Source organism: Bacillus badius NBRC 15713, assembly GCF_001591605.1.
Lineage (GTDB): Bacteria > Bacillota > Bacilli > Bacillales > Domibacillaceae > Pseudobacillus > Pseudobacillus badius.
In genome coordinates, this window is the sequence record NZ_BCVF01000010.1 from 85,037 (window position 1) to 104,019 (window position 18,983).

An 18,983-nucleotide genomic window follows, 5' to 3' on the forward strand; every position below is an offset into this window, starting at 1 on the left:
ATTTGGAGGAAATTTTTATGAGATCGAGAGAAGGAAAGCTCAGCACTAAGATCACCTTGCCTTTATTGGCGGCCATGCTGCTGATTCTGATCGTCACGACTATTATATTGTTCAAAAATACAAAAATGACAGTCGAGCAGACAATCTCTAACTTCAGCATCAACACAGCCAAAAACATTGCCGCCGGTTTGGATACTGACACGTTTGAACAATTCCTGAACAGCCCTTCGGAATCCGCAGAGTACTGGAAGTTGCGGGAACAGCTCGGAGACTACCAGACAAAGACAGGCGCCGCCTATGTATACATATTGAATGAGAAAAACAAAAAAATAACCATTCTTGTCGACGGTTCAGCCAAAGACGCAGAGGATGCCGCCGAAATCGGCGCACCGACCACCGGCACGTCATTTGCCGATGTGGAGCCTGCAATCAAAGGCGGATACTCATCAACTGGCATCGTGGATGATCCGGAGTACGGCAAATACTTATCAGCCTTTGCCCCTATCAAAAACAAAAATAATGAGATCATCGGCCTATTGGGTGTCGATATTATGGCGGAGGATGTGGGTGCCATCCAAAACAACGTCATTTCCCAGTCACTTCCGGTCTATCTGGCTGTCCTGCTGCTCCTGATTGCCGGTTCCAGCGTGCTGTTATTCTTCTACACGAAAAAACGGCTGGCTCCGCTGTCCGTCATCTCCAAGACGGCGCGCGAAATCCAGGACGGCGACCTGGAAAAAGCCGAACAGCTGATTGACAGCCTTGCCGTGAAAGGAAATGACGAAATCAAGCACGTCGCCGATTCTTTCCAGAGCATGACACATCGAATCAAAACCTTGCTGGCCCACATTGCCGATATTTCCGACCATCTCGTTCAGACGTCTGATCAGCTGGCATCGGATGTGCATTCTGCCAAGGGGTCTAACCAGAACATTTTCGTGAAAATTGACCATATCGCTGACGGCAGCCGGACCAACCTGCAGCAATCCGAGGAGTCGGTTACCGCCATGGAGGAAATGGCGATCGGCATTCAGCGAATTGCCGATTCTTCTGCCAGCGTCTCAGAGTCTTCGAATGATGTGACAAAAACCGTAGAGAAAAGTGATGAGGATATCTCGAAAGTCATTGCCGAAATCCAAGAAGTAGAGTCTTCCATTACAGAAACGGCCAACAAGCTAAGGAGCATGATCGGCCAGGTGGAGGAAATCAGTCAAATCACAAAGGTCATCACCGACATCTCCAATCAGACCAACCTGCTGGCTTTAAATGCCGCCATTGAAGCAACACGGGCTGGAGAGCATGGAAAAGGCTTCGCCGTCGTGGCAGAGGAGGTCAGAAAGCTTGCCGAAAAATCGAGGTTTTCAGCGGAAGAAATTTCCCGCTTGATTACTGGCTTCACGGCCATTACCCGCACAGTCATCGTGGAAATGAATGAAAGCACAGCTAAAGCTCATAAAGGTACAGAGGCGGTCGAGCACACCGGAAAAGTATTTAACGGCATCCTCGACTCTGTCCAAAGGGTCAATGAAGAAATCCAAGAGGTGTCCGCTGTCACGGAGCAGCTCAGCGCCGGGTCGGAAGAAATCTTTGCCTCCTTGGAGCAATTCTCCCATATTACGAAACAAACGGCGAACGATACCATTGATGTAGCCGATGCTTCCAAAGAAGAATTAGCGCAAATGGATAAAATTGAAGAAACAACAAAATTACTGAAGCAATTCGCCGAGCAGCTGGAGCAATCCATCGCGGTTTTTAAATAGAAGAAAGAAGGATGATCGAACGGCTCTGCAAAGGGAAGAAGCTTTGCAGAGCTGTTTACTGTACACCCTCTCTAAGATCATGTTTAATATCTATCCTCCCCTCCTCATACACCGATCAGTGTTTTCTTCATCTGCCAGCCAAAATCGCAAGAATAAGCAAAAAATCGGGCATTTACCCGCGAATGAAGGCGAAAAAACAACTTTTCCTAAATATTCTTTACATTCAAATAGTAACAAAGTACTAATGTTGCTATAATAAAGAAGAGATGAATCAGGAGGAGGCTGTTTGAATGAAAAAAGTCGAAAACTACGAAATTTCCCTGAACACGATGGCGCTCATCGAAGAATTTCATCTGGAGTATAACACGATCATTTACGATGTAAACGGCGTGTATTGCACAAATCAGACCGTCAAATCACTGCTTGAGGATGCCTGCATGAAGCGGCTATCGACGTATGAGGGCCGGCTGAAATCGGTACGCAAGCTGCTGAATTACTCCCGTAAGACACCTTTGCTGATCTGCCCCCAAACCCAGCTCTGCGCATTCCCGCTAGCCTCACCGCAAAAGTACGGCTGCCCTTGGATCTTCGCCCACCACGTGCTGAGCCGCAGGAAAATAAATAAAGATCAACTAGCCGTTACCTTTCACAATGGGGCCTCTTTGTCGTTCAACTGTTCACTCGGGGTATTCGAGAAACAGCTGGGCCGCACCGCCAACTGCCTGCACTATTACCAGCGCATGATGTCCCGTACGAAACAATTAGAAAACTAATTTTTTCATCCAGCCTACATACTGCACGATCGGTTTGCTTTTACAGAAAGATAAAAAGAGATTTGAAAGCGTTTACAATTTAACTTTTGATTAGCAGGCAATGAAAGAGAGGAGCAGCCATCTTGCGGCTGCTCCTCTCTTCGCGCTTGACCGGGCGGCTAGCCTCCGCCCTTCAACTTCTTGCTGCTGTTCTCTCTTGATCCATTCCTTACCTCTGCATCTTGGTTACGATTCCTCACGGTGGTGGCGACTTTCATCGCACACACCCATCCATCAGCAATCGTTTTCCTCCGTTCCCCTGACTCTATTATATTACTCACCAGTAATATAGTAAAGCGCTTTTTCATCTTTTTATTCTCGCCGACTGCATGGTACCCGCTCAGAAAGTATGATAGGATACCGCTATAACAACCTGAGAGAAAGAGTGAACCAACATGGCCAAACCCGGAAGAAAACCCGGCTCAGACGGAGAAAAAAGCAGAGCACGGCTGTTGGCCGCTGCTGCAGCGGAATTTGCGTTAAGCGGTTATCATGAAACGAAAATCAGTGCGATTGTCAAAAAAGCTGGCGTCAGCCAGCCGGCCTTTTATCTTTATTTCGAAAGCAAAGAAGCGATCTTTCAGGAGCTGACGGACGCCTTTCGCGAGCAGCTGTTTACACACGTCCAAGCAAGCCTGCTGGCACCGGACATTCAGCACGCTTCTCTGGCCGATGCCATTGCTGCTGGAGTAGCGGGGATATTCAGCTTTTTCCATGAAAAGCCGCAGCTCACCCATATCGGCCTCTGTCTCTCCCCGGAAGCCGAAGCAATCAAGGAAGAACTAGCAAAACGCATTCAACTGAACTTGGAAAAAGAACAGCAAATGGGCTATTTTTCAGCCGATATCGATATGTCGATGGCAGCGGAAAGCCTGGTCGGAACGCTGGTGCACTTTGGCACCACCTCCCGTTTACAGAAAGAGCCAGCCGAACGGGCAAAAGAGTTTGTCCAGCTCTTTCTGAACGGCTTAATGAACCGGGAAGGCTGAAGCTTGAGGGCATGATCTTTATATAACCAGATAAAACCCCATGGAGATCTCTCTCCGCGGGGTTTTATCTGGTTGTTATCAAGCTCTTAGATCAGCCATATATCCTTTTGCATCCTCGCCTATTTTGTACCGGTGATCAGTCAGCCGGCTTGCAACATCTCACTCACCGTTCTGCCGCTTCTGTCCTGTGCTTACGAACCGGAAGACGGCTTAACGGGGTAGGCATAAATCACATAGCGGTCCGGCGCGGGGCCAATGTAACCAAACGGGTAGCAAGTTGACAGCGTCAAGACTTCTTCTCCTTGCGGGGCAATCACGGTGGTGTCATCCGCTTCCACAATCTTCGCTTCCCTCATCTCATATTCAAAGGTGCCATACGGCATATCGATGATAAAACGGTCTCCTTTTTCTAACTGGCCAAAATCTCTAAAGACGGTGTCCCGATGGCCGGATAGAAGAATTTGTTCCTTGTCGCCAGGAAATACAGTAGAAGAAAAGTGGCCTACGCCCTTTTTCAGCATTTCGTCTGCTGTTCCTTCGACAATCGGCAGGACTCCTTCGATCTTCGGAATCCGCAGCACACCGATTTCTTCATTTTCCTTCGGAGCGAATTGGGCCCTTTCATTCACCGGATGTTCCTCGTCAGCCACAAGCTGCTCGGCTTTTTGCAAAGAATCTTTTGCGCTGGCGCTATGTTGATAGAACTGGAAAAGAGACACAGCGGTGAACACGAGACCGATTAGAATCAATAAAAGGCTGGCAAAGTTTCTCATAAGACAACTCCTGACCAATGGCAGTACCAATCTTTCACCTGCTGCCGCGGTTCCTGGTTAAATTGCTCCGCCAGCATGCACGTCAGCCTCTCGTATTGCAGTTCAACAGAGTGGCGGTCCTGCAGCTTATCATACAGCTGCATCAGCATAAAGTAACTATCTTCTGTATAAGGATGTATTTCTTGGGCTCGATTGTACAGAATAACAGCCTGCGGATACTCCCGCCTGCCTACTAAAAACTGGGCTACATGTGTAATATGGTTCAGCCAAAGAGACCGCAGGCGTTCCTTCTCCCCTTCTGACCAAAGGTAGCCGCAATCCTCCAAGTAATTTCCTTCATACAGATCGATCAGCGCCTGATGTTCTTCCAGCGTAGCCGGCGTAATCGGAGACAAGGAGGCTATTCCTTTCTCCCACTCCTCGACATCCAGCTTCACTTCATTTAAATCAAGAACATAGTAGTTATCATGACTGGCAATATTTATATGAATCCCCAGTGATTTAAGCGTCTTCCGGATTTGATAAATGGTTGTATATAATTGGGTAAATCCTTTGGACTCGTCCGTTTCCGGCCAAAACAAATCCAGAATAATATCTTTGCGAACAGGCTTTTGGCGGTGATGAAGGAGAAAAGCAAATAACTCCTTCGCTTTCGCTGTTCTCCATCGAACATCAACTGTATGAAACTGATCAAGACCGGGCTGTTTAAACTGCAAAGACTGAAAGCAGCAAACCATAGGAGCGGATGAAGCTGGCTGTTGTTCTGCCGTATCTAACTGAAAACGGCGAACGGTTTCAGCTAAACGCTCCCGCTTCACTGGCTTTAAAAGATAGTCCACCGCATGTAATTCAAAGGCTTTCACCGCATATTCACTATAAGCCGTCACAAACACAATATTTATTTGCGGCCATAAACGGACCACTTTTTCGGCCAATTCGATTCCGCTTAATTCCGGCATCTCCACATCAAGAAAAACGACATCCGGCTGATTCTGTTCGATCCACTGGAGGGCATGATGGGGATTGCTGTATGTACCAATGACGTCGATTCCCTTGATTTCTTGCAGTAGCTTTTCAAGATGAGCCAGAATTAGCGGTTCATCATCGACTAACACTGCTCTCATATCGTCTCCCCCTTTTCCTTATAGTACAATCTTCCTCGTTTATAATATAGTTAACATTTCTTCTTTAACTTGTAAAACTAAAAAATGCATCGTCTGAACAAAAGGGCTGCCCTTCCAAGTATTGATGCATACTTTTTGGACAACCCTATTGCCGGTCTTAAGTTATTTTTTTCTTCTGCGCATGAACACACCAGCAGCAATCGCTGCAAACCCTATTATGCCATAGTTGAACATGGCTGTGGCTGTGCTCGGCAATGTTTTTCCATTCCCCTGACTGCCGCCTGCAACTGGCTGAGCTCCTCCGCCTGAGTTGACCGATGTAACTGGTGTTCCTTGGCCGCCCCATGTTCCCGGGCTGACCGGTGTCACCGGTGTTCCCTGACCGCCCCATGTTCCTGGGCTGCCCGGTCTTCCTGGACTGCCTGGTTCTCCTGGTTTACCCGGTTCTCCTGGCTCTCCCGGTTTACCCGGTTCTCCTGGCTCTCCCGGTTTACCCGGTTCCCCTGGCTCTCCCGGTTTACCCGGCTCTCCTGGTTCTCCCGGTTTACCCGGCTCTCCTGGTTCTCCCGGTTTACCCGGCTCTCCTGGCTCTCCCGGTTTACCCGGTTCTCCCGGTTCTCCCGGGCTGCCTGGATCTGCTGGTTTCTTTTTATTTTCTGCTACGATAGCAATCTTTTCTTTCTGGCTGAATTCTATCTTAAATGGCAACGGTTTATCATCTAGCTTATAGCCTTGCGGCGCTTTCTTTTCAACAAACTGATAGTTGCCCGGTTTTAAATGGTCAACCGTCAGCTTGCCATCTGCGTTGGTGGTTAAGCCTTTCCGCAGCGGGATTCCTTGGTCGTTCTGCAGGTCAAACTCGGCTCCTTGCAGTGTTACTTTATGATTGTCTTTATCGACTTTTGTCAGTTCAATAGAGCCAGTTATTAATTCATTGGCCACTTGAACCTTCAAGATGACTTTCTGGCCTTTTTCAATCGTAAATTTGATTGGCGTCTTGTCGAGCTGATAATGCTCAGGTGCCTTCATCTCGACAAACTGATAGTCGCCAGGCTTTAACTGCTTGACAATAAGCTTGCCGTCCGAATTGGTGGTTAAGCCCTGCTGCAAGGTGTTGCCTGCTGCATCCTGCAGCTCAAACTCAGCTCCTTGCAATGTCACTTGATTGTTGTCTTTATCCACTTTGATCAATTCGACGGACCCTGGAGTCAACGCATTCTCCATCTGCTTCACGATGGCTTCCACTTGGCCTTTTACAATCGTGAATTTGATCGGCGTTTCGTCCAAGTCATACCCGAACGGCGCCTTCGTTTCAACTAATTGATAATCGCCGGGCTTTAAGCCATTCACAACCAGTTTTCCTTCTTTATTCGTCTCGAGCCCTTCCCGCAACGTGTTTCCTTGCGAATCCTGCAGTTTAAATACAGCCCCTTCAAGTGTTAACTGATGGTTGTCTTTGTCTACTTTGATCAACTCGACCGACCCTGTCGACAATTCGTTCTCTGCTGTCACAGCAACGGCTGCCGTTTGCCCTTTTTCAATTGTAAAAGCAACGGGCGCAGTGACTAGCGAGTAGCCAAACGGCGCTTTCGTTTCAACCAATTGATAGTTGCCCGGCCGCAAGTTGTCTATGCGAATCTTGCCTTGTTCATCAGTTGTCAGCTGTTCCTGCAAGACGTTTCCTGCTTCATCCTGAAGCTTGAATGCCGCTCCGGCAAGCGGGGCCCCTTGATGATCTTTGTCGACCTTCGTTAACTCCACTGAACCCGGAATCAGTTCATTTTCAGCTGTCACTTTCACAGCTTTCACGTCTGCTTCTGTCTTGCTTCGTTCAATAGTAAACTCGATTTCTTTTGTATTTAACTGATAATGCTCAGGTGCTTTCGTTTCAATAAATTTGTATCTTCCCGGCTTCAATTGATCCACCGCAATCTCGCCGGCTGCATCAGTTGTTAACTGGTCTTTGATGACATCGCCTTGTTCATTGACCAGCTTAAATTCTGCACCGGCCAATGTTAAGGAAGGCTCAGCTTTATCCACCTTGCTCAGCACGACTTTTCCGGTAATCAGCCGGTTTTCCGCCCGCACTTTCACCGTGGCGGTTTCGCCTTTTTTGATTTCAAATGAAAGCGGCGTTTCATCTAATTGGAACTCATCAGGCGCTTTCGTTTCCACAAACTGATACTGTCCCGGTTCAAGATTGGTTACAGTGATCTTTCCGTCTTTATCAGTGACCAGCAGCGGCGCGACAACTGAGCCATCTGCCTGAAGCAGCTTAAACTCTGCGTTCGCTAATGCTTCACTCGGATCGTCGCCATTTACCTTCATGAGCTCCGCCGAGCCTAGTTTTAAGTTTTCCGCGGTAACTTTGACGACTTCTGTTTGTTTATCGGCAAGCGTAAACGGAAGCGGGCTGTCGGATTTTTGGTAGCCTGCCGGCGCCGTTAATTCGATAAATTGATAATCGCCAGGCTTTAATCCGTCTTTGAAAATTAATCCCTGCTCATCAGTTGTCAATTCTTCGATGGTCTGATATTTATCGTTTTCTTTTTTCTGAAGCGCAAACTTGGCCCCAGCTAATACAGCTCCTGTTTCTTTGTCTATCTTCTTTAATTGAACGGCGTGAATGATTTTCTTATTCTCGATCGTTACTTTAGAAAGATCCGCCTCCACCTGCACGACTTGCCCGTTCGGAATGGTCGTCACGTATCCTTGGGGAACACCGGTTTCTTTCAAAATATAATCGCCATACAGCAAGTTTTTAAAGACGACTTTGCCATCTTCGCCTGTCGTGTATGTGCGGATCGCTTGTTTTCCTTCTTTGTCATAAAGGGTAAACTCTGCACCGGCTAACGGCTTTTGGTCCCCGGCATCCACTTTAGTGACTTCGAGGCTGCCTACTTTTCCGTCGATGCCGCCGCCGACACCCGCCAATTCTATTGCCTGCTTAATTGAATTATTCGTGTCCAGGCCTTTTGTTTCATCTCCAGTAAACTTTACATCGTTGCTGATACTTCCGTCGCCTTTAGACAAGATGTACGTGTCATATTCGAGAATGTATCCCCGATCGATCTTTTCTTTAGCAAAGGTGAGGGTGAACGTCTCCTGTCCTTCCTCGTTTTCAGCAAACTTCAGCGTATAGTCCTTTCCTTCGGTTAACAGTTGACCTTTTGCCAGTCCCGTTCGAGACGCGTCTGTTTCATACAGCTTAATCGAATCTTTGATCAATGACTGATTTTTACTCGGCGTGTCAGAAACCGATACGTTTGAGACAGCGGATTGAGCAAAGTTAATCGCGACATTCCAATTGACAATGCGCGGATTGTCTTCATTTTGTCCGGCGCTTTTGTTTGTGTATTCCCCGCCGTGTTTAGGCGAGACAGCAGCTGTTAAAGGGATGTCCTCTTGGTTGCTGCTCTTCACCACAGCGGTATTATTGTATTTTTTTGCAATTAACTTGTCGTTCAGGTCGGTGGCGTACGTAATTAAATAAGGCGTGTTAATGTCGCCAAGCTTCACTCTGAAGCCTCGTTCCCCATTAGGGCCTGTCATCGGTTCCACTGTATAACTGTCCGGCGCCAGCGCTTCTCCCTTCTCGTAGCCGTCTGCTCCTCCGGTCAGCTTCATGTGGTAGACCTTGACAGAATTGATGTCAAAATTCTGCTCGCCTTCAATAATATCCTCGACTTGGGCATCCTTAAGTGTGGCTTTGTTGTAATTGACGCCGATTTTCCAGTCGATGGTTTTTGTTTTCAGATTGTAGGAGCCGCCTTTAAATCCATTGGCCTTTGTATAGCGGTCTGGCTCAAATGTGGCGGTTCCTTCTTTTGTTTTCTCTTCCTCTGTTCCGTCCGGCTTCCAATTGATCACCGCTTGATTGCGGAAGTTGCCATCTTGAGCCGGCTCGGTTTGGTCAAAATTAATCGCTGTCGTATAAGCAATATGCACTTCTTTCGTAACCGGCTGCTTGAAGGTAAACGTTAACTTCCGGGTCCCTTCATCAAACGCCTTCGTATAATCCGTACCTTCTGTCAAGCTCTCTCCGCCATGGGTCACTTGAATATCCTGCGGGGTAAACCCTTTCGGCAAAGTGTCCACAACTGTGAGGTCTCTCATCACGTGTTCGTCTCTATTGATGACGAGTCCCCAGCCCGTTGTTTTCTCATCATAATTAGCGTTCTTATTATGGTACTTATAAAAGACACCCTGGTTCATCCATTGCGAACCTTTTGTTTCGTTGTTCGATTCATCCGTAATCTTATTTTCAACTAGGGTATCTTTCTCCACCCGATTTTTCGCTTTTGTTTGATACGTAATTTTATAAGCTTTGCTGATGTCTTGATTAAATTGGAATTCGAAGCCCGTGCTAGTTGGAGTGACCGTGTAATGGCTGAACGGTGCAGAGGGTTTTTCTTCTCCAGTGGCCGGGTCGATCTCCACTTCCGCTACTTCAAAGCTGCCTTCGATCAGTTCCTGGTTGTCGCCAAAGACATCTGTCAGCTTTGCTTTATCTTCGAAAATCAATTTTTCGTTGTAATTATATTTGACTTCCCACGTAATCGTTTGTGTTTTTGGATCGTAGTGAGCTGCCCTTTTTTCAAGGGGCTGGCCGCGTTTAACGCCGACAGAAGCCTCCGCCTCCAGCGGGTCTTTGCCTGGCTCTTTCAAGGCCGCCGTATTGGTGTAAGTGGTGCCGGCATCTCCTTCCGCCATCTCTGTTTCATAAACGATGCGGTAAGCCGAGTCAATGTTTCCTAGCTGCAGCGGGAAGGCTGAACCAAATTTAGTAGCATCAATTTCTTGTGTCCCGCTCTCATCTATTTCTCCATTGGCCTTCATCTGCAGCCGGTAGACTTTTAGCGACCCTTTTTTAAATTGGTGGCCGTCGCTGAGATGATCTTCAAGCGTCGCATCCGTCAGTTTTTGCAAATTCTTATTAAAATCCACCGTCCAGGTGATTGTTTCTGTATTGTAGGCTTTATTCGGCACGCCCCGTTTGTCAATTGCCGTCGCATCCGGGATAAACTTCACCGGAAACTCAATAGATGCTCCGCCGGACACAGGGAATGTAATTTCTTCTCCTTCTGCCGGACCTGCATAGTGTTGATCAAAGGCGGACCATAAATCAATATATCCGCTAATATCAGAATTGGTTTCAATGTTTTCATTGAACGTCATCACAATTTGACCGTTTTTGTTGACGATAAAGCTGCCAAATTCTGTGCCATCGGGTCCCTTCAATGGGGTAGCCTCCGGATTCGGCAAGACCTTAAACATCTTAGGCACGTCAATCGTATAAGTTGAACCTGCTCCGTAGTCATGGCCGTTTGGCAGGGCAAACAAATATTTGATCGCGACTTGAAACTGATCATACGGATTGGTTACTTCAATTTCCTGATCGGGCTCCAGCTTTTTCTCTGTCCCGTCTTCTGTCCGCTGATACAGCTCTACATTCGTGATGATGTTTTCCGTAATCGCTTCTGCTGCACGCGCCGCCCGTGTGGCTTTAGCGTCTGTTTCTTCAGCTGGCGCTGCCTGTTCACGGTCTTCTGCCGACAGGCTGGCTTCGCTTTCTGGCTGTTCTTCTTCAGCCTTTGCCGGGTCGTCTTCTAAGCCGCTTTCTGCTTCTTTATCCGCTTCCACGGCGGGCTCTTCTTCTGATGCCGGATCAGCTTCCGGTTCAAGCGCCACATCGATCACTTTCTCTGTTTCACCTAAAGAAAAAGGAATCGAAACCGTATCCTTTCCAGCCAGGCTTGCTTGGTTAAAGGCGGCAGCAATCGTTAATTTTCCTTGAGATTTGGGATTTGCCTCTGCCGCTTCATTGAACGTGATCGTGACAGTGCCGTCCGTTGCTGCTTCGAACGTCCCCACATTGATATGATCCGCCGTCAGGAGTGAGCCTTGCTGCCCGGATGGGACCTCAAGTTCGGAAGGAAGAGTAAATGAATACGTGTCTCCGTTTTGCACTTCTCCCCCGCTGATCGACCAGTCATATATGACCTGGATGGCTTGCTCCGCGCTCGCACGGTGCTGGTCATCCAAGACGGTTCCGCTGCTGTCCGTTAACAGAACGTCTGTCAGTATGCTTGCGTTTACTCCTTCTGCCGCTGCTGTCACCGGCAGCCCGATTCCGCTCAGGATCGAGTGCAGGAATAAAACAAGTATAAAGGCCGCAGCACTTATTTTCTTTCTCATATTATCCTTCTCCCTTATATCTTCATTTGCTTTCGCTCTTTTTGTTCAACAGGCGCGATTGTCATGCTGTCATCCAGCAAATTTCGACAATCCCGCTTCCAAGATAAACTGCTTAAATTTTACAACCCTCCTCTGAACAAATTCTGAACAAAATGAGTAAGAAACCGCTTGCTTTTTCATCCTTTCGTTTTAACGAGCAAATTCACGAAAAATAAGCCATTAGTCCTTAAAAAAGCTACTTTTTTATTTCCTTTTGCTTCATACAACTTACTTTTTAAGTTTTTAGTTCTAATTAACCAAGCAATTACGCACTTCAATCAACCTTTTTATGTAAAATTGTGCATGTAATCACCATTCCTGCTCCGTCGTACAGAAGGAGGGAGGAAAATTTTGTCGAATAGTTCTTTATAATGATGACAAAAAAAATTCTACTCACATGTACCTTATTTTTGATTATTCTGACGATCCCCCGCCTTCTTTGGCTCTACTTATATGTAGCTCCTGATCAGCCGCACGCTGTCAAGGGGACGTTAGACTTACGCCAGGGCGAGGTGATTAAAAAGCATTCCATACGTCTTGAAGGCGAGTGGGAATTTTATCCTGACACCTTGCTTACGCCTGGCAATGAAAAAAACAGCTTGCGGACACAATATATACGCATTCCCGGCGATTGGAAGACATCAACGGAGAACGTCCATACATATGGGTTCGGCTCTTACCGCCTGCGGATTCTGGTGGAACCCGGCAAAGACCGCATCTACGGCCTGCACCTTCCTGATGCTAATGTCTCTTCGAAAATATATGTAAACGGGAAGCCGTTGGGAGGGCAGGGAAAACCGGCAGAAAAACGGCAGCATTATACTCCATCTAATGCTCCTTACACCGCTTACTTCACAGCGGAACATACAAAGGAAATTGAGCTGGTCATTCAGGTGGCCAATTTCGATCATCCGCTGAAAGGCGGCCTTGTGGCTGCGCCTACCTTTGGCTTGTTGGAGCCTTTCGGCAAGCATCAGCGCTTAGCTGAGGATACTGTCCTGATCGCCTGCATCATTTACTTGTTCCATGCCGTTTACAGTGTGGTGTTATTCTTTGTCGGAAACAAAGACCGGCGGCTTCTCTACTTCGCGCTCGTCATTGTTTGCGCCGTGCTTGGCACATTAATCGGGGAAAACTTGCTGTTTCAGTGGCTTCCTCTTTCTTTTGAATGGGGGATAAAGGTCATTTGTTTGGCAGAGCTTCTGAGCGGCTATGTTCTCCTGCAATGCATCAAGCATTTGCTGCCGGATACGGTGCGCACCAAGTGGAGCAGAAGATATGCCATGCTGTGCGCTCTGCTAGCTCTTGCTATTCTCTGTTTGCCCGCTTCCTACAATCTGGTAGTGAAAGGATTCTACGAGATTGTGATGCTGGTCCCTTGCTTATTGGCGGTATTCTTCATGTACCGTGCGGCGAAACAGGTGGATAAAGACCGCATCTTCTTGCTGTTCTCCATCATCGCCGCAGTGAATAGCCTCGTCTGGCTGCTCATTACGAAAAAGCTGGCTCTCGATATCCTTTCTTACCCGATCGACCTTATCATTTCGTTGACTTTCTTTGCTGCGTACTGGTTCAAAAAGTACTTCCGTCTCCTCGATCAGTCACAGCAGTTGACGGGTGAGCTGCGGGAAGCCGACCAGCTGAAAGACCAATTTCTCGCCACGGTTGCCCGCGAAGTGCAACAGCCGCTGAACAGCATGCTGCACATTGCCCGGGCAGTGAAGGAACGAGAAAAAAGCAAGCTGGACAAAGCAAGCGCAGGCGACCTTGACTTTATGCAGACCATCGGGCAAGGCATGTTTGCCCAGCTCAGCGACCTAGTGGATTTGGAGCGATTGAAGGAAAACCGCCTGACTCTTTACCAGAAGGAGGTATCTGTTCAAGCAGCAGCGGCAGCGGTGTTTGATATGCTCCGCTACATGGCGGGAGGGAAAACAATCAAGCTTACTCATCGCATTCCGGCCGGCTTCCCACTGGTGTGGGCGGATGAAGAACGGCTGACGCAAATCCTGTTTAACCTTCTTCATATGGCCCTCAAGCATTCCGAGACCGGAGAAGCAGCGGTCGATGCCGCCAGCAAAGACGGCTGGGCCGAAATTTCCGTAGCCGGGGGCGGCATAGAAGGACGCTTTCGAAGCAAAGGATTGGCCCTTGAGGAACAACCGGCGGAGCATGGCGGTTTCGGATTAGAGTTGACGATTTGCCGCCAGCTCGTTGAACTGCACGGGGGAACATTGAGAATACACACCCATTCTGATAAAGGAGCCGCCTTTGTGTTCACGCTGCCAACAGCTGATCCCAACACCCAGCCGGAAACAGCCGCAAGCCGCGAGCCGCAACAGAAAGCAGCCTTTGAAAGTGACGGCTTTTTGGCGGCCGACAAGCAGCCGTCCGCGACCGACCCGATCCGCCTGCTCGCTGTCGATGATGATCCGGTGAACTTAAAAGCGCTGGAAAGCATTTTTTCCACCGCCCCTTACTGCATTGTCACAGCTGCGGACGGGCCGCAAGCACTGGCGATGCTCAAGACCAACGAATGGGACGCCGTGATTATCGACACGGTCATGCCGGAAATGTCCGGGTATGAGCTCACCCGGACGATCCGCGAATCCTTTTCCATCGCGGAGTTGCCGGTTTTGCTGCTGACGGCAAGAAGCCAGCCGGAAGACATCATTGCCGCCTTCCTGTCGGGAGCGAACGATTACATCAGCAAGCCGATCGAAGGCGTGGAACTGAAAGTCCGCGTCGATACACTCACTCATTTGAAACGGGCGGTAAGCAAGCAGCTCCGGCTGGAGGCCGGATGGCTCCAGGCGCAAATTCAGCCGCACTTTTTGTTTAATACATTGAACACGATCGCTTCATTAGGGGAAATCGATCCCGCCAGGATGACCCACCTCTTAGAAGAATTCGGGAACTACCTGCAACGAAGCTTCACCTCGAAAAATTTAGAGCGGCTCGTGCCGCTTGAACACGAATTGGAGCTTCTCCGGTCGTACCTGTTCATTGAGAAAGAACGCTTCGGCAAACGTCTGGCCATCATCTGGGACATCGATCCAGCCATAAAAATCAGCATCCCGCCGCTGTCCATCCAGCCGTTAGTGGAAAACGCCATCCGGCATGGCATCCTTAAACGCATCGAAGGAGGGACCGTCCGCATCCGACTGACAGACCAAGGGGACCAAATCGAAGCAGCCATTATCGACGACGGTGTCGGCATGGACGAAGAAACCATCCGCCAGGCCTTGGCCACCCCGTCCAAACAAGGCCATGGCGTCGGTCTTTATAACACCAACCGGCGCTTAAAGCAGCTGTACGGCCAAGGACTAGACATCAGCAGCCAGCCAGGGCAAGGCACGGTGATTCTCTTCTATATCCCTAAACAGCCGAACGCTTGACTCGCTATGGAAGAGAAGCAATGCCAGAAACCAGCGCATTCACCAATTTCACCGGACAACAAAAGAGCCGGCGTCCCTCGTTCCGTCTTGGAACAAGGAGCGCCGGCTTGTTGGCTTGGGAATGAGGTCTGAGCCCAATCACTTTGTAGAGTACAAAAATCCTTCTAAAAAATTTTACCAAGTGTAATAGTCTCTTAATTCTAGTCGAGCAACAATATAGTGTATAAAAAAATTTAATGCTTTAACTTACTCTAATTATTTTGCTTGAAACACGTAGGAATTATCACCAATTAACACCGAACCATCGTAAGAAACGAGTCCCTTCTTAACTGTGATAACATTTGAGACAGTTTTTAATGTGTTGGTCGGCAACGAAACAATGACTTGCTCCAAACCATTTTTTGGATTTCCATCACCATCAGCGGCAGAAATAGTTGTCCCTTCTGGAAGCGCACTGCCGTTCAACGTGTAGACACCAGGTACAGTAGCGTCATTAGCTCCTCCTCTGTGCTGTACACCCTCTGAGAATGTAAGTGTAACTGTATCGTTGCTTGTTCCTGTAGCACCCGCTGCCTGAACTAATTTAAAATCAACATTATTCGCTTGTTTATTTACAATCAAGCTTTTAGATGAGGTTGCCTCTGTTATATTTCCTACATCATCGGATATATTCTTAACGATAACTGTCCAGCTGCTGCTATATCCTTCGTTGTTGACAAGTTCTTGCAACTCTGGAGCCCGTACTTTAAACTTTCTATTAGTCCCATCTTCTATATAACCTTCGACCTCACCTGTAATTGGCAAGGCTGCTGTTCCATCAGACTTTTTCCCTGTGAATTCAACAACAGCCCCTTCCTTCTTGACTGGCTCATCCATAGTAATAATAAAGACGTTTACATCATCCGTTCTTTCAATGGAAGTAAGAGCTGGCTTACGAGAATCAAGAGTATTCAACAGAGAACCTGAATAGTTTAAATTCAATGTAATAGCCGCATTTTGCACACCATTATTCATATTTGTTACACTATTTTCAGGAATAAATAATTGATACTTTCCCTTAGTATAGTTTTCTAAGGATGGATCAATTACGGTCCAATCTTTCTGTACTTCTACCATGTACTCATTTTTGTTAAGTACCTTTGTAACAATGTAATCATCCGGATTACTAACCCTTTGATATGTTTTTCCATCTAAACTGTATTGAAGCTCTAATGCTCGCTCCACTTCCTGCTCATTGACCTCTGTACTGAACGAAACCCTAAATCTTTTTGGTGATTCTACTTTGACTGTCGCTGTTGGCTTTGTTGTATTAGCCGTTACATTGAAGTCGAGGTTCTTAGTACCTCCTGTATTTCCAACCAAATCGGAAATAGCAGAAACCTCTACTTTATGAAGACCAGAAGTAAAGTATCCAGGTATTGATTTATCCGTTCCTTCAACATAATTCGCATCTAATGTTAAGAAAGCCGTGTGACGATCATCCTGTAAAGTGGCTGGATTAAACTCACCAAACTCATTTGTAAATCCTTTTGTATGAATAGCATCAATTTTAAAGCTTGCCGCTGCTACTGGCTCCGAGAAGTTCACCTTTAATTGATTTTGTCCAACGGCTTGAGCTGATACAGCTTCTGGCTTCTTCGCATCCGTTAGATAGAAACGCACACTTGACTTAACCACTTGACCCTCAGTATTTCTAGGTGAAGCTTCAATATCCACAGCTTGGTTGTTTGTTAACGTTCCTTGTTGAGATTTTTCAAAGATAACTTCAATTGCTTTAGAATTGCCGGCTACAGGTTTCAAACCAACGATCGCCTTTTCTGAAGAATTTTGCTTAACGACTAAGCCATTATTGTATAACAAATGATAAATTGAGCCCGCCTTCACATCAGATGGGATTTTATCTTTTGTTACTTCACTAGTCCAATTAGAACCTTCAAGATACTTATAGAGCAGTTCTCCTTTAGAATTCGTTTGGACAAGCGCGCTTAGCGGAATATCCCGATCAAACTCAAGTGTCAGACGATCTGCTTGTGTTGATGAAGCTTTTATTAGAATAGGTACCGGCCCTGCAACGTCTACTGCCGGCTTTTTGAATGTGATAGAAACCGTACCTGCTGTTTTACCTACAAGACTGCTGTAGTCTCCTGTAGCTGAAGCAACTTTGGCTGTGACTTCTCCCTTCACATCTGTAGTGCTCACTGGCGCAGTCAGTTTTACTTTGGCGATTCCTTTTTGCAGCGTTATGCGTGTATTATCCAGCGAACCTTTTGTGGTTGATACATCAATGGCAATACTACTAGCATTTGTGTCCACTGCTCCGGTGGATGTATCAACTAGCTGATATGTAATTTCTGTAGAAGCCTTTCCATCTGCAGTTAAAGTAGAGGCTCCGGCACTTGCTTTTAATCCCCATTGCTTTACAGGGGCTGCTGGCGTTTTAAAAGTCTTGGATGACAGATTGGCTGGTTTGCCGGCTGATTTAAGGTTATTGAAAGAAAGAGTGTATTCTTTCTCATCGGCAAGGCCTGATACTTGGAGGGTAGCTACTGTTTTTGCATTGTTTAATGAAACAGAGGTAACGGTTCCCCCGCTAATTGAAAAGTTGCTTGCTGCTGCACTATCCACGGCTGTATTGAAAGTGACTTGTACAGTTGTCTTAGTTGAAGCCGCAACACTTAATACTTCAAGAGTTGGTGCTTCCGGCTCATCCGGCTTATTCATTAACGTCTCAGCGCGATAAAGAAAAATAGCAAACTCCCCGCGGCGGATTGGCACATCAGTACCAAATTTTGTCGGTGTCTGGCCATTTGTAATTTTAGCAGCAACAAGTGCCTTTACAGCTGATTGATAACGCGGTGCTACATCAGTAAACTTTAAGTCGGCTGTTCCTGTCAGCTTATACGCTTTAGCCAGGATTAAAGCCATTTCTCCCCGTGTCATCATCTGATCAGAACCGAATGACTTAGTTGTCTTTCCGCTTACAAGCCCTGCAGCTTTTAACGCATTTACTGCTTTTACTCCTCGTGTAGGTACATCGGTAAACCCTGAGGACGGCGCCTTTTCTATATTTAATTTTAGCGCCTTTGCCAGCATAATGGCCATGTCTACACGCTTAATCTCATTAGCAATTCCGAACTCTCCATTCGGATAACCAGAAGCAATCCCTTTTGATATAAGATAATTAACTGCCTCTTTATAAGGACTTGTAACATCCGTAAAAGAAGCGGCCGCTGCCGGTGTAACAGCTGTAGCAGCTATAGTTGCAGTAGCTGAAACAGCTATAAACTTACGGTAAGATTTTTGTTTAGAACCCATCTGTACTTCCCCCTTATTTTAACCAAATTATAGATTAATAGGATAAATAATCTATAAAAATACATATCATTACCTATTATAGACTTATTATGCAAAAGAGGGAATTTATTTATTACTTTTGGTTGATATTCTTTATAAAGATTCTAGGACTTGTACTTTAGTAGTTCACTAGGCGCATTTAGCATAAAACTTATGTATTATATATAAATTATCATTTCCAAACACACCATACAATTGTCTTTATTTATATAGAAAAGCACCTCGTGTAAAACACGAGGTGCTAATTTGTTTCTTGAATTAACCAATTATTATTTAGGAACGTTTACTGTCAAAGAAGTCGAAGCGATAACGTCACCTTTAGTGTTAGTCACAGTGAATACAATTGTTCCTTTATCACCCTTATCCGTTGTAAGACCTTGAATAGGATCTGCAACAGTGCCTACAATTTCAGAGTCAGCAGATTTTTTCTCAACTACTGTACCAACAACTACGTCGCCATCAGCTTTACCAAACTTACCATCATCGTTTTTATCAATATACAATTGACCTACTGTGATATCTGTTCCATCAGCTTT

Annotated in this window: 9 protein-coding genes; 4 read left to right on the forward strand and 5 right to left on the reverse strand. The window is 46.7% G+C overall.

Annotated elements, in window-relative coordinates; translation table 11 throughout:
• Window positions 1-17 precede the first annotated feature (17 nt).
• The 3 genes from BBA02S_RS07445 (at window position 18) to BBA02S_RS07460 (ending at window position 3,561) form a co-directional block, all read left to right on the forward strand.
• Window positions 18-1,760, forward strand: coding sequence for a methyl-accepting chemotaxis protein (locus BBA02S_RS07445; RefSeq protein WP_041095305.1), 1,743 nt, complete (start codon window positions 18-20; stop codon window positions 1,758-1,760).
• A 290-nt stretch (window positions 1,761-2,050) separates the two neighbouring features.
• Window positions 2,051-2,533 carry a competence protein ComK gene (locus BBA02S_RS07450; protein WP_052474989.1) on the forward strand — a complete coding sequence of 161 codons (483 nt, stop codon included), beginning with the start codon at window positions 2,051-2,053 and terminating at the stop codon, window positions 2,531-2,533.
• 434 nt (window positions 2,534-2,967) lie between these two features.
• Window positions 2,968-3,561, forward strand: coding sequence for a TetR/AcrR family transcriptional regulator (locus tag BBA02S_RS07460; protein WP_041095309.1), 594 nt, complete (start codon window positions 2,968-2,970; stop codon window positions 3,559-3,561).
• Window positions 3,562-3,752: 191 nt separating this feature from the next.
• Here BBA02S_RS07460 and BBA02S_RS07465 read toward each other — a convergent pair whose 3' ends face one another.
• From BBA02S_RS07465 to BBA02S_RS07475, 3 genes are all read right to left on the reverse strand, one after another.
• Window positions 3,753-4,334 carry a class D sortase gene (locus tag BBA02S_RS07465; protein WP_041095311.1) on the reverse strand — a complete coding sequence of 194 codons (582 nt, stop codon included), beginning with the start codon at window positions 4,332-4,334 and terminating at the stop codon, window positions 3,753-3,755.
• A complete protein-coding gene (locus BBA02S_RS07470) occupies window positions 4,331-5,458 on the reverse strand; it encodes a response regulator (protein ID WP_041113787.1) in 1,128 nt (375 codons plus the stop codon). The genes BBA02S_RS07465 and BBA02S_RS07470 overlap by 4 nt, the downstream gene beginning before the upstream one ends.
• A 162-nt stretch (window positions 5,459-5,620) precedes the next feature.
• Complete coding sequence (locus tag BBA02S_RS07475; RefSeq protein WP_041113788.1) at window positions 5,621-11,656, reverse strand: SpaA isopeptide-forming pilin-related protein; 6,036 nt, start codon at window positions 11,654-11,656, stop codon at window positions 5,621-5,623.
• Window positions 11,657-12,105: 449 nt separating this feature from the next.
• Here BBA02S_RS07475 and BBA02S_RS07480 point away from each other — a divergent pair, with 449 nt between their 5' ends.
• Window positions 12,106-15,093, forward strand: a complete 2,988-nt coding sequence (locus BBA02S_RS07480; protein ID WP_169799350.1) for a hybrid sensor histidine kinase/response regulator — start codon at window positions 12,106-12,108, stop codon at window positions 15,091-15,093.
• 255 nt (window positions 15,094-15,348) lie between these two features.
• Here the strand turns inward: BBA02S_RS07480 and BBA02S_RS07485 are convergent, their stop codons facing one another.
• Window positions 15,349-18,408 (reverse strand): S-layer homology domain-containing protein, encoded by a 3,060-nt coding sequence (locus BBA02S_RS07485; RefSeq protein ID WP_041113789.1) that lies wholly within the window; start codon window positions 18,406-18,408, stop codon window positions 15,349-15,351.
• Between the two features lie 308 nt (window positions 18,409-18,716).
• On the reverse strand, window positions 18,717-18,983 hold a 267-nt coding region (locus BBA02S_RS20955), incomplete at its 5' end, for a hypothetical protein (RefSeq protein ID WP_169799351.1).

Coding starts and splice junctions, on each gene's coding strand:
- BBA02S_RS07445 (WP_041095305.1), top strand. CDS start 18: ATGAGATCGAGAGAAGGAAAGCTCAGCACTAAGATCACCTTGCCTTTA.
- BBA02S_RS07450 (WP_052474989.1), top strand. CDS start 2,051: ATGAAAAAAGTCGAAAACTACGAAATTTCCCTGAACACGATGGCGCTC.
- BBA02S_RS07460 (WP_041095309.1), top strand. CDS start 2,968: ATGGCCAAACCCGGAAGAAAACCCGGCTCAGACGGAGAAAAAAGCAGA.
- BBA02S_RS07465 (WP_041095311.1), bottom strand. CDS start 4,334: ATGAGAAACTTTGCCAGCCTTTTATTGATTCTAATCGGTCTCGTGTTC.
- BBA02S_RS07470 (WP_041113787.1), bottom strand. CDS start 5,458: ATGAGAGCAGTGTTAGTCGATGATGAACCGCTAATTCTGGCTCATCTT.
- BBA02S_RS07475 (WP_041113788.1), bottom strand. CDS start 11,656: ATGAGAAAGAAAATAAGTGCTGCGGCCTTTATACTTGTTTTATTCCTG.
- BBA02S_RS07485 (WP_041113789.1), bottom strand. CDS start 18,408: ATGGGTTCTAAACAAAAATCTTACCGTAAGTTTATAGCTGTTTCAGCT.